At 51.8% G+C, this 12,335-nt stretch carries 9 protein-coding genes; 5 read left to right on the top strand and 4 right to left on the bottom strand.

Annotated elements, in window-relative coordinates; translation table 11 throughout:
* The first annotated feature begins 23 nt into the window (after positions 1-23).
* From LOC67_RS12485 to LOC67_RS12470, 4 genes are all read left to right on the top strand, one after another.
* Positions 24-449, top strand: coding sequence for a MerR family transcriptional regulator (locus LOC67_RS12485; RefSeq protein ID WP_230262937.1), 426 nt, complete (start codon positions 24-26; stop codon positions 447-449).
* Between the two features lie 2 nt (positions 450-451).
* Positions 452-1,201, top strand: coding sequence for a heavy-metal-associated domain-containing protein (locus tag LOC67_RS12480; protein ID WP_230262936.1), 750 nt, complete (start codon positions 452-454; stop codon positions 1,199-1,201).
* A 217-nt stretch (positions 1,202-1,418) separates the two neighbouring features.
* Positions 1,419-1,907, top strand: coding sequence for a hypothetical protein (locus LOC67_RS12475; protein WP_230262935.1), 489 nt, complete (start codon positions 1,419-1,421; stop codon positions 1,905-1,907).
* A gap of 50 nt (positions 1,908-1,957) precedes the next feature.
* Positions 1,958-3,409, top strand: a complete 1,452-nt coding sequence (locus LOC67_RS12470) for a TolC family protein (RefSeq protein WP_230262934.1) — start codon at positions 1,958-1,960, stop codon at positions 3,407-3,409.
* Between the two features lie 238 nt (positions 3,410-3,647).
* Here the strand turns inward: LOC67_RS12470 and LOC67_RS12465 are convergent, their stop codons facing one another.
* Positions 3,648-5,150 carry a multicopper oxidase domain-containing protein gene (locus tag LOC67_RS12465; RefSeq protein ID WP_230262933.1) on the bottom strand — a complete coding sequence of 501 codons (1,503 nt, stop codon included), beginning with the start codon at positions 5,148-5,150 and terminating at the stop codon, positions 3,648-3,650.
* A 513-nt stretch (positions 5,151-5,663) separates the two neighbouring features.
* Here LOC67_RS12465 and LOC67_RS12460 point away from each other — a divergent pair.
* Positions 5,664-6,299 carry a hypothetical protein gene (locus LOC67_RS12460; protein WP_230262932.1) on the top strand — a complete coding sequence of 212 codons (636 nt, stop codon included), beginning with the start codon at positions 5,664-5,666 and terminating at the stop codon, positions 6,297-6,299.
* A gap of 283 nt (positions 6,300-6,582) precedes the next feature.
* Here LOC67_RS12460 and LOC67_RS12455 read toward each other — a convergent pair whose 3' ends face one another.
* From LOC67_RS12455 to LOC67_RS12445, 3 genes are read right to left on the bottom strand one after another with little or no spacing between them, the layout of a single operon-like run.
* Positions 6,583-7,110, bottom strand: coding sequence for a hypothetical protein (locus LOC67_RS12455; protein ID WP_230262931.1), 528 nt, complete (start codon positions 7,108-7,110; stop codon positions 6,583-6,585).
* A 14-nt stretch (positions 7,111-7,124) separates the two neighbouring features.
* On the bottom strand, positions 7,125-10,571 hold the full coding sequence (locus LOC67_RS12450) for an efflux RND transporter permease subunit (RefSeq protein ID WP_230262930.1): 3,447 nt from the start codon (positions 10,569-10,571) through the stop codon (positions 7,125-7,127).
* 13 nt (positions 10,572-10,584) lie between these two features.
* Positions 10,585-11,931, bottom strand: coding sequence for an efflux RND transporter periplasmic adaptor subunit (locus LOC67_RS12445; protein WP_230262929.1), 1,347 nt, complete (start codon positions 11,929-11,931; stop codon positions 10,585-10,587).
* Between the last annotated feature and the right edge of the window lie 404 nt (positions 11,932-12,335).

Below are 12,335 nucleotides of genomic sequence, written 5' to 3'. Positions count from 1 at the left end.
TAATGCCATTGGAGGACAAATAGATGAAGCGTCAAACCATCGGAACCGTTGCCAAAGCCGCAGGAGTGAACGTCGAAACCATCCGCTTTTATGAACGGAAAGGGTTGGTTCAAAAACCTGTACCTGTTTCGACAACGTTTCGCGAATACCCACCTGGGACCGCGGCAAGGATTCGCTTTATCAAGCGTGCCCAAAACCTTGGATTCACATTGGCCGAGATCACCGATCTGCTGAAACTGTCCGACGGTGATACCGGAAGCCGTGCCGACGTTAAACGATTGGCTGAGCTAAAGCTGGTTTCTATCCGTCAAAGGATCATCGATCTTCAACAGATGGAAACAACGCTTCAGGAACTTGTCTGTCAATGTTCGGGGCGTGGAGATGTTCGGGGTTGCCCAATCATTCAATCGCTCGTCAACGACCACTCAGAAGAAACCGAAGAGGAATAACCATGTCAATTCAAATCGCGACAGCGATGAAATGTGGCAGCTGTTTGAGCAAAATCCGACCGCACCTGGATGCTTCCGATGGGGTTAAGTCCTGGCATGCCGATCTTGACGATCCTCGAAAGCTACTACATGTCGACTTGGCAAATGACACGAACCCAAACGAAATCGTTACCCTTGTCCGCAACCAAGGCTTCGATGCAGAAATCGTGAGAGAAGACTCACCTGCGAAGTCGGAAATCAAACCGGCCGAGGAAGAACCGTCAATTCAACTCTCGACCTACAAGCCGTTGTTTCTTGTCGTTACCTATGTCGTCGGCGCGACACTTCTGATATTGCAAGCGTCCGGGACTTGGACATTGTCGCTCGGCATGAGCTACTTCATGGGGTTCTTTTTCTTAAGCTTCGCGTTTTTCAAGCTCTTGGACGTCTCCAAATTCGCTGACGCGTTTTCGACATACGACATCATCGCGAAACGATCACGATCGTATGCCTTAGCTTATCCGTGGGTCGAAGTCACTCTCGGGATCTTGTTCGTCACACAAAGCGTCTTACTACTCGCGAATATTGCCACCGCGATCATCATGTCAGTTGGATTGATCGGTGTTGTGTCCGCCGTTCGCAAAAAGCAAGCGATTCAATGCGCGTGCCTTGGCACAGCATTCAATCTCCCAATGTCTGTTGTTACGATCATCGAGAATTCGGTCATGATCGTCATGGCTGTCATGATGATCGTTCCGCACTACGTCGCCTGACGGATGTGACCGACCGGGCGAGACTGAATCGAAGTTCACAGCGTACAACTCTTTAACGAAATAGACAGAAGTTCCCAAAGTCAACACTTTCTTGACGAAACATACCGGCACGAACTTGACCGGTTGCGAGTCCGGAACGGGTTTTATCAGAGACCCTGCCCAAGTATGCCCGATAAGAAATTAGAACTTGTTTTCTGATCTTGTGGTGGATGGTGCAATGAAGCTTAGGCAAAAATGGATTGCCGCAATCGCGGTGACAATGATGGTCAACACCGTCGCAGCCTCTGGCCCCTGGGACGCACGTCTTCCGGCCCCAACATTAGTCACGGCGATCGTTCAAGACGCCGAGACGACGACCGGTAAAGGCGAAGAACCGCAACTCCGACCGATAAACTCTGGGAAAGAAGATTTGCCTGCGAGCATTTCAAAACCGAGTGGCGTATTGGCGTTGGCGCCTGCAGGTAAACGCGTCCTACCGGCACTGCCTACACGAAGCCAAGGCCGCTGTCTGTGTCCCGACATTCGATGCACAGGGCCACACTATTCGTCGTGTCTACCGCAGATCTATTACGGTACCAACCCACGAGGTGATGATCCGTTTTTGCCTCTCTATCAGACCATCAACGACAATCGCACACAGCATTGGTACGACGCAGCACTACGGATGGTGCAACGCAAGAAACATCTCTCCGAGATCGTCGACTAGTCGCAACCTCTCAAGTTCCTCGTAGCAAAAAGTGTTCAACGGATTGAACCATGTCGCAAAAGATTCAACTCACCGCCTTCGCGTTGGCTCTTGGAATGATTGCCGGAATCTGCAGCGCACAGTCTCCGACGACGGATTCGCGTCGGATCAGATCGACGATTGAAACACCACCTCAGGACGCTGGGTCGCGAGATATCCGCGCAAGTATTGGGGAACGTTTCACCGAGCCCCCGCAGGTGCCGCCCGTCCCACAGTCGCTGACCGAACAGATGTTCCCATCCGATGAAGCTCCACTGACCATTGAAGCGATTGAATCGATGGCTTGTAGTCGCAATCCGACTTTGGCGCAAGCACAGGCTCAGACTCAAGGCGAGCTAGGCAAAGCGATCCAAGCAGGTCTCGTTCCCAATCCAACACTCAGTTACATCGGCGAACAGGCTGGGCTCGAGGGAACCGCTGGGGAATGGCAAGGTGTCGAATTTTCGCAACGGATTGTCACCGGACGAAAGCTTCAGCTAAGCCGAGCAAAGTTTTTGCAGTTGACCCGCGCTTCTCAGTGGCGGGCTCTCGAACAACAGTACCAGGTGATGAACGATGTCCGAATGAGCTTCTGGATGACCTTGGGGCAACAGCAGATCGTCGCGATTCACAATGAGATTCTTAAGAACGCCGAGGATGCTGTCGTGACCGCGCGAGAGCTGTACAACGAAGGCCAAGCGACACGGGACCAATTGCACCAAGCCAATGTGACGCTGCAAAAGGTTCGTCTGGATCTTTTGATGGCTCGCAACCAATTGCGAGCCAAGTGGTACGGGATGGCTTCGCTTGCCGGGTTGAGGATGCAGCCGACACCGCTAGAAGGATCACTCGAAGGTGAGCTTTCATTGATCGATTTCGACCAAGCTCTGAACCGCCTAACAACTGAAAGTCCCCAGATACTAGGTGCACGTGCGAAGCTTCAGGCTGACCAAATCAAACTGAAGCGAGAAACTGTCGAGCCAATCCCTGATCTTGTCGTGACATACGGATATGGTCGGAACTTTGAAGCCGGACAAAACACACATAACACTGGACTATCACTGGAAGTCCCCCTGTACGATTGGAACCAGGGAACCATCCGGCAAGCGGAAGCAGACATCGTCAGACAACAGGGGGAGATTGAGCGGATCGAGTTTTCGCTACAACGACAACTTGCCCAGTCATATCAAAACTATCTGACCGCTCTACAAAACGTTCGCAGCTATCAGGAAGTCATCTTACCGGAATCACGGCGCGCCTATGAAGTATTGCTCGACGCGTACAAAGAAAATCGTGTGGACTGGCCTGCGGTTCTGCAAAGCCAGAGAAATCTGTATTTGGAGAAAGCCAATTACGTTCAACACCTTATCGCTTGGCGGAGCCAAGAAACGCTGATTGAAGGATTCCTTCTAGAAGGTGGACTTTCCGCGCCAACGGGGCCAATGCCACCCGGACATATTTCAGCGACAGCGAAACCGAGATAACCCAACCGTTTGAATTCACCGGGGTTCATAGAGAGATAGTTATCCGCTGAAAAACGATTGTTCGAATGACTTAAATCTTGAACCCTTCTCAGATCGCAACTTTCCGTCGCGGGTCAACGAGATCAAAAACTTGCATCGACGCTACGATGCGGAACGTAACTCACCAGCATCGAATAGGGAAACTCAGACTTCTAGGCAGTGACGAAATTTGACAAGGGGAGTGACCGTTATTTGAGCCTTACCCCATCTCCATCATTTTTGGGGCCGCCTTGTAGTGTTCTGGATCGCCAAATCGTCTCACGATTTCAGCAAACACAGCACCTTTTTCCAGCAGTTCATCACTCTCCATGACCAACTGATAGAGATCGTCTGGCAAGACTCGTAGCACGGTCATCAAACCTTTGACAGACATTGGATAATTCGCTCGCATCCCACGCGTCTCTTTGCGAGACCAGATGGCCTTCATCAATGTTGGATCCTTTTCCATGCCTTGCATTTTTTGCGGATATCCAGGCACATTCCACTGGTCACCTTCTCGAGAAAAATCGACGGCGGGACGTTGGTCCGCACTTGCCATGTAACGGTCCACGGAACTGTTCTCACGTATTCGCGGCCCCACCTGCCGAACCATGTGGTTCATCATGTGATGGACCATGTGACAATGGAAAATCCAGTCACCAGGATTGTTGGCTATAAATTCAAAATCCGTTGCTTGAGCAACCCCGACAAGCGATACGTTCCGTGGGACCCACGCGCTCTTTGGGGAACGCGCTCCTTCGTGACCAGTTTCCCAATAGGTGTGCCCATGTAAGTGAATCGGATGGTGCTGCATCGGAGCAAAGTTCATCAACCTAACCCGCACACGCTCGCCATGTTTGCACACCAATGGCGTTGTGTACGGACCACTTCTTCCGTTGATGGTGTGCCAGTTCCAATCCATCGCCCACGAATCGGACACCGTTTGCGTTGGGCCGATATGAAAGTTCTGAAAGATCAATCCAAAGTCGCGATCGACCGGCGGATCAAACACTTTTTTCGGATGTACAATGAACCATCCCACCTGACCGAACGCTTCCTGCATGGCGACATGCGAATGGTAGAAGAACGTTCCTTCCTCATGCACATCGAACTCATACGCCATCGACTGTCCAGGCTTGATCGGATTCTGCGTCAGGGTAGCGGCTCCGTCATATTGAATCGGTAGCTCAAACCCGTGCCAGTGCACGAAGGTGTCCTCAGGAAGTTCATTGGTAACGACGATTCTAATTCGATCACCCTGATTTACTTCGATGGTTGGTCCCGGCATGCTGCCATTGAAACCAAATACGTCCATCTGGTAGCCGGGAAGGAACTCCCGTTTGACCGGCATCGACACCAGTTGAAATTCTTTTACTCCGTCAACCATTTTCCACGGTAGCTTGTCTAAGTCCGGTGCAACGAAAGGTGCAGGCCCCGCGGCGGCGGGTCGAAAGCCGGGCATCAACTTACCGAGGTAGTAATCCGAGTCAGGATCGTTCCCACGCGATGGTCTAAATCGACTAAATCCATCAATCTCGGCAGGCACATTTGATTCCGTCGGAATTTGGCTCGCGGCGGTCGCGGCTTTCGCCTCATCTGCCAGTTCCTTACTGCCTGACTGCTGTTGCCCGAGCGTGGCTCCAGGGAGGAATCCGCCCGTGAGACCTGCGGCAGCAAGAGAACCTGTCTTTAAAAAATGTCGCCGATCTTCGGAGTTGTTCATCGGGCATCATCGCAATTGTTATCGAGTAAAGTATGAACAGGTGCCATCTGCCTACTGAGTATTCAACGACTGTTGCGGATGTCTTCACCACACATCATTCGCCGGACGTTTTCAAACCAACTTGCTCGCGAATTGAACAACTGGCTTGGCTATTCCCTATTCGCAAACGAACCATCGCAACTCTGACTGACTTCGCACGCCGTCGGTGCTGAAATGTTGCTGACGCAGACAGTGTTTGTCGATTCGGAGTTTTGGGCCGTCGTTCGATAGGCTACCGTTCGATAGCTCGGAGCATACCCCGGTGCGGTATGCAGATTACGTGCCTGAATCCTTGGAACACCATTCATAATCCAACGTTGCGATCCACTTGCCAACAGCAATCCGGCAGTGGAGTCGTCAGAACTTGAATGCTTCATTGGGATCAATCACAATCAACGTGATATTGTGTCGGCCAGATACGGCTGTGTGGGTTCGAGTCCCGCCTCGGGCACTGTCACTATCTTTAGGTTCTTGATGAGCTGGTCTCCACTTTATCCAGACAAGCCGAAAGCGAAGTCCTACATCGGCGACGAAGCGTACGACTGTGTTGCCGATTGCTTCGACGAAGTCCGCAAACTCTATCAGCGAGACTGGAAACGAAAGCCGACCTTGGCCGAGCTGATCGGAACAGTCGAGGCAGTCCTCGATGCTCAAATTCAAGATCTCACCAACGACGGTGAATCGGCTGAGCTTGTCAGTCTCTCGTTTAAAACTCGCAAGATCCCCAAACGGCAGGCATACGCGGTCGGCGATATCCTGCTCGCCGAAATGAAAGGTGGCGATCCCGTCTACGCCAGGATCTTTGAAAACGGTGACTTCGGCCCGATGGTTGGTGTCTACGATTCTCGCGGGATGTCTCGTCACAATTTTAATGGGATCATCGCTCGCCCGCTGATCGTGAAAATCTGCCCGATTCATCGCGAAGTGCTAGTACGCCGCGAATGGCTGGTGATCGGCAATATGAAACTGAAAGCATCCGACAAGCGATTGCCCCGGGGACCTCTCGCTATCACTGGAAACAACAACCATCTGGAAATGGCCGAGCACTACTACGGTCTTCGCAAATCAAACTATTACGCTCGAGACGAGTGGATCGTCGAAAACGCCTAGGCAGCATTGATCGGTGTCAAGATTATCCTGACGGCCATTCTGACCGCCTTTGACAACATTGAACGACTGCTATCGAAAGTTGACATCACCGGTAGTCACGTTAATCGCAAAAGTCGTTTCTGCAGCGAATGATTTTGCTGGGGATAAACCACAGCGACTTCCGCCCAATGCATGAATCCTCCTCTGCGGAAGGATCTAATAATGCCATTGCGATGTCGCGTAATTGGATGACTCGCCAATTTGTCACTGCGAACAAATCGGGACCTAGCGTTTAAGCTAAGCCTCAGTGCGCATGATCACCGTGGGCTTCCTCTTTAAAGTCTCCCGAATACGGTGTCCCATCAACAACTCCGCTCATCGTTCCGGCGTACTCTTGAACAACGCCTAGCTTTTCATGATTGCCAACAAACCGAGAAGCCTTGCCCTCTGGATCACTGTCCTGAGGAGATGCGTTCAATGTCACTTGCATTGACGGATCGGTGATACTCAGCTCGATAGATTCTGCCTCGATTGGAACCGCTGTCGCTTCATCAGAACCAAGGATATAAACGGTTGCTTCCTGCTTGTCGTGGTTGACGGTGAATTCGACGTGGTATTTTCCGCCGCCCCAATCCGCCACTGTTCCATCATGGGGGCCAACACCGTGTCCGTGACCTTCGACACTATGATCGTGCTGGCCTTCACCATCGCCGTGATCGTGGCCATTATCGTCCTCAACCGACGCCGTAGGCGAATCCGATTCGGTCGACGATTTACAGCCGGTCGACAAGATCAATGCGGGCACGATCAATAGAAGTGCGTACTTCTTCATCAGTTTCAGTCCTTTCAAATCGAGGTAACTTCTTCAACATCCGCCAAACGCTTGGCGTCCTTTCCGCTGAATTTCCAAAAAAGCCCTGGATGAATCAGGAACTCACAAAAAGTCGATGTGACCAATCCGCCTAAAATGACGGTGGCAACCGGATACAAGATTTCTCTGCCCGGTTCTTGTCCACCAAGCACCAAAGGAATTAGGCCGATCCCCGCAGTCAATGCGGTCATCAAAACAGGCGCGAGCCGCTCCAAACTTCCGCGAACGATCATCGATTGCGAGAACGATTCGCCTTCCTGCTGCATCAAATGAAAATAGTGTGTGACAAGCAAAATACCGTTGCGTACCGCGATGCCACCCAAAGAGATGAAGCCGACCAAACTGGCGACGGTCAAGTTTTGCTGTGTAATCACCAGCGCGAGGACCCCACCGATGAATGCGGTTGGAAGCGCGTTTAGAATTTGCAAAACGATCCTCACCGAAGGGAAAAGAATCATCAACACCGCGAACATGCCGATGACGGCAACGCCTGCGAGGATCATGATCAAGCGAGTCGCATTTTGCTGGCTCTCGAACTGGCCTGCGAATTCGACATAGTAGCCGACCGGCATCGTGACATCGGAGTTAATCCGACTCTGAATCTCGTTGACCGCGCTGGCAAGGTCGCGTCCTTGGGTATTACAGCGAATAACGATCCTACGACGGGCGTTCTCTCGGTTGACCGAATTGGGGCCGGTTCCTTCAGAAATTGTTGCCACTTCTCGCAGCTCAATTTGGCCCCGCTCTGCATTCCCACCTTGATGCGGTAGATCGATACGAAGCCTGCCTAAATTGGCATAGTCTGTTCGATACTGTTCCTCTAGCCGAACCAACAGATCGAAACGACGCTGACCTTCGAGGACTTCAGAGACAACTTCGCCTTGCAATGCGGTCTGCAAGACATCGGCGACGTACTCGCGAGTAAGCCCAAATATAGCCAAGTCCTCTCCACGTAGCTCGATATGCAGTTCAGAGGTCATCCGAACGGGCTCGACGATGGGAGGGGTGATTCCCTCGACTTCTCTGATGGACGCTTTCACCATTTCTGCGAGTGTAAGTAGCGTATTTAGATCGTCACCATGAATCTTGATCGCGATCTGTGCATAGACTCCTGAGACCATATGGCTGATCAAGTGCGCCAGCGGCTGTTCGACCTCTATGTCAACTCCCGGAACTTCTGTTTTAATTCGTTCCAAAAGTCCCGCGAGCATCTCCTCGCGATTCTGTTCCGCCTCAGGATTCATACTGAGGATGTATTCGCCGAAGTTGACGGGCGAAGCATGCTCGTCCATCTCGGCTCGCCCCGTTCGCCGAACGAAGTTTAAAATTTCGCCTGACGGATTGTCTGGCGACTTCTGCATGCTTTTGAACACCGAATCGATTGATCCAGAAACCTGATTGGATGCCTTCAAAGACGAACCGGGCGGCAAAGTCACATTCACCTGGATGCTCCCTTCATCGAAAGGAGGCAAAAAGTTCCTTCCTAGCGTCGATAGCTGAATGGCAGCAACCAGAACGATTAACCACGTCACAACAAGTAAACTGCCGGGTATCGCCATACTGGTGCGAATAAGTGGTGTCGCAAGAGCCTTTAGCCCACGGAGTAGAAACCCATCGGTTTCTTGATGAGTCGCATTGGCCTTCGGCAGCATGTAGAAAGAAAGAACGGGTGTGACTGTCAATGACACGGCAAAGGAAGCCAGGATCGAAACGATGTATGCAAACCCAAGTGGTGCGAACAATCGCCCTTCGACACCGGACAACGCAAACAGGGGCAGGAAAACCAAGATCACAACTGTCGTTCCGAACAGAATCGCACTACGAATTTCTTTACTCGCTTCGTAGACAACCTGGATCGCAGGCTTGGGGTGTTCTGCCGCATTGTTTTCTTTCAGACGTCGAAAGATATTTTCGACATCAACAATTGCGTCATCGACCAGCTCTCCCATCGCGACTGCGATCCCACCAAGAGTCATCACGTTGATCGAAAGTTCGCTGCTACTGAACCATCCGATGATCCGAAAGACAAGCGTTGTGATGACCAGCGACATTGGTATCGCGGTCAACGTGATGAAGGTTGTGCGGAAATTCAGCAAGAACAGGAACAGCACGATGATGACCAAGGTCGCACCGATCACCAGTGCCTCTGCGACGTTGAAGATTCCTCGATCGATGAAGTTCTTCAAGCGAAACAGCTTGGAATTGATCACGATATCGGCGGGCAGCGACGCTTCGACCTCTTCGAACGCCGCAGCGACATCATCCGTCAATGTTCGCGTATCGACATGAGGTTGCTTTACAACAGTGAAAACAATTCCGCCTTCCCCATTGACGCTTCCATCACCTCGCTTTAGTTCAGGTCCCTCGATCACTCTTGCTACCTGATCAAGCAATACCGTCCGCTTAGCATGCCTGACGACCGCGATTTTTTCGAGATCCTCGATGATACTACCGGTGCTCGACCCTAAACGCCCAAGCACTCGGATTGGCCGCTCGGTTTCGCCTGTAATGGCAAAACCACCACTGGTGTTCAAGTTGCTTGCCCTCAATGCCTTTTCAACATCTTGGACTGTAACGTCGTATTCAAGCAAGGCTGTCGGATCAAGCAGAATTTGATACTGCTTCCGATCACCGCCGAGCATGAAAACTTCGGCGACCCCGGTGACTTTCAGCAAACGCGGACGAATGATCCAGTCGGCGATCGTCCGCAGCTCTAAGTCTTGTTTCGCTTGTGAAGCAAATATTACCTCATGACGCTTGCCATCAACCGTGACACTCGCTCTTCCTGAATGCGTTTTGGAACTCGTATCGGGTTGATCGATCCAATCGAGATTCTGCGATTCGATCGCGGTCCAAGTCGCAAATTCATGTCGCTCCCCTGGCAACCAAACTTGAATCCGAAACGTGTCATCTTCGCGGTACAACTCTGCAATCAAGTCAGTCCGATCGATCGGTGTCAAAACGCCACCATTGGGCCCCTGCTGGCGATAGATTCCGGCCACCACGATTTGCCCCATGATGGACGATGGGGGCGTCATCTGAGGACGAATACCATCGGGCAAAATGCCTTCGAGTGTGCTTAGCCGTTCACTCACCGTTTGACGCGCCGCTCGGATCTGTGTCTTCCAATCGAACTCGATATAGATGACGTTCAATCCGGCCGTGGTTTGACTACGCACCGCCTGAACTCCGTTGGCCCCCATCAATGCAATTTCGATTGGCTGGGTGACGAGCGTTTCGACCTCTTCAGTCGCCAATCCGGGAGCTTCGGTAATGACCACGACTCGCGGACGATCCAAATCCGGAAAGACATCGATCGGCATCTGTGTTGCCAAGTACGATCCGTAGCAAAGGATCACCAAGCTCGCGATGACGACCAGCATTCGATAACGAAGCGACAGTCGAATAATTGTATCAAGCATCTTTGATTCCCAATCAGTGTGCGGCGTGAACGGTTCCATCGGGATGCACATGCAACCCGGGTTGCTCACCGCTAGCCGATTGAGCTTTGAGCACGCGATTAAGAGACGCAGCAGCATTCTGGGCGTAGTAGGCACCCACCGTCATACTGCCGTCGTTTGCAATCACGACATTGCGACGGTCCTGATACAAGACATTCACAGAGATCTGATTGAACAGATCGCCGTTCTGGCGAAACACAAACGACTCGGGTCCTTCAGTGACGACGCCTTCTGCAGGAATAACGAGGACGTTTTCCAGTTTTTCGACAGGGACATGAATCCTGGTTCGCTGACCGGGACGATACCGCCAAACCAAAAACGTTTCACCGTTGTTTTGATACGTGCGCGACTGGTTGGACAACGGAATAAAGAAATCGAAAGTACGACTTTCAGGATCGATCGAATTGGAAAGGTGACGAATCACGAACGATTGATTTTGATCACTCCAGTTGTCTGGCGAGTCATCTGCGAACTCAACTTGAATCTCTCGACCTTGTTGCGCAGCGACCTCCAAGAATCGGGCCTCACGCTTAAAGGCATGGCCGACAACGTATAGCGATTGATGGTTCGACAAATTCGCGAGAACCTGGCCGGCCTGCACTGTTTGCCCGAGTTCGACGGGAAGCTGCTGAACCTCATAGGCGATCGAGTTGCCACCGAGTTCGGTTCCGGTTGCCCCTTCAGACGGTAGCAACGCAACACTGTCCGCGGCATTACCGGAATCCAGAGGCCTAGGCTGCGGTGCAACGATCTCGATCGTCGACACAAAGGTTCCTGATTCGATCTGGGCGATTTGCTGTGGACTTAGACCGCGAGTTAACAACTCCTGTCGAGAGGCTTGCACCTGCGTCTGTTGCCTTTTGATCTCGTTTCGCAGCTCGATCAGCCGATTACCTGAAACGCCTCCCACGTTCGCCAAGCCCGAAACCCTGTCAAGTTCGGCTTTTGTGAGGGATATCTCCTGGGTTGCTTTGAATAGCGAGGTTTGGGTCGCCTGCAGGTATTCGCTAAACAACTGCAATGTGACCAGCGTTTCGCCTGGCCGAACGGTGTCCCCCGGAAACACATGGATCTTCGATACAACGCCAACTGCAGGTGAAGTGACTCCCCGATCGGAGACTCCCGGTCGATCCTGTACCATGCCCGGAATTGTCACAACTCGCCAATAGTCGGTCGGTTTGACTGATTTTGAAACCAACTCAAGATTCTTTCTTGCTTGCGAATTGAGCTCGAGAACCTTTAGGTCAGAGGTCGCAGAACCAGACTCCGAAGCCGCCGCATTGGAAGGAGATGCATGTGGCATCAAGGTGGAACGAAACATCCACAAACACCCGACACATGCCACAACGATGGCAGGGCCTATCAACACTCGAAAAGCTTTATGAAGCGACATATCGTGTTGCTCAACGCTGCCGTCACCCGTTCAATTCAAACGAGATATCATCAGCGCAGTAAAGACGAGGTCAGCGGTAATCCGATGGAGAATCAGAAACCCTTGACGCTGAAAACTATAAAAAGAACGCAGCAATTGATGTCGAACAATCGTGTTCAACAACTGCCGCCTAAAGCCTCAGCGCAGCATGCAACAAATAGATAGGACGCGGGCCTGCGATGAACCTGGTCCCTTGAGGAGCTTCAACTGCCCGATCTAAATCGCTGGAAAATGCGTTTGACAAGTCAGCATGAACAGCGAGATCCTGAGGTGCAGAAACGTTTCTAGTCGTG

This window comes from Stieleria sp. JC731 (genome assembly GCF_020966635.1).
GTDB lineage: Bacteria > Planctomycetota > Planctomycetia > Pirellulales > Pirellulaceae > Stieleria.
This window is presented reverse-complemented; position numbering and strand designations above follow the sequence as displayed.

What these genes read in the sequence shown, in the direction of transcription:
- LOC67_RS12470 (WP_230262934.1), top strand. Translation starts at nt 1,958, where the DNA reads ATGTCGCAAAAGATTCAACTCACCGCCTTCGCGTTGGCTCTTGGAATG.
- LOC67_RS12455 (WP_230262931.1), bottom strand. Translation starts at nt 7,110, where the DNA reads ATGAAGAAGTACGCACTTCTATTGATCGTGCCCGCATTGATCTTGTCG.
- LOC67_RS12460 (WP_230262932.1), top strand. Translation starts at nt 5,664, where the DNA reads ATGAGCTGGTCTCCACTTTATCCAGACAAGCCGAAAGCGAAGTCCTAC.
- LOC67_RS12450 (WP_230262930.1), bottom strand. Translation starts at nt 10,571, where the DNA reads ATGCTTGATACAATTATTCGACTGTCGCTTCGTTATCGAATGCTGGTC.
- LOC67_RS12475 (WP_230262935.1), top strand. Translation starts at nt 1,419, where the DNA reads ATGAAGCTTAGGCAAAAATGGATTGCCGCAATCGCGGTGACAATGATG.
- LOC67_RS12485 (WP_230262937.1), top strand. Translation starts at nt 24, where the DNA reads ATGAAGCGTCAAACCATCGGAACCGTTGCCAAAGCCGCAGGAGTGAAC.
- LOC67_RS12465 (WP_230262933.1), bottom strand. Translation starts at nt 5,150, where the DNA reads ATGAACAACTCCGAAGATCGGCGACATTTTTTAAAGACAGGTTCTCTT.
- LOC67_RS12480 (WP_230262936.1), top strand. Translation starts at nt 452, where the DNA reads ATGTCAATTCAAATCGCGACAGCGATGAAATGTGGCAGCTGTTTGAGC.
- LOC67_RS12445 (WP_230262929.1), bottom strand. Translation starts at nt 11,931, where the DNA reads ATGTTTCGTTCCACCTTGATGCCACATGCATCTCCTTCCAATGCGGCG.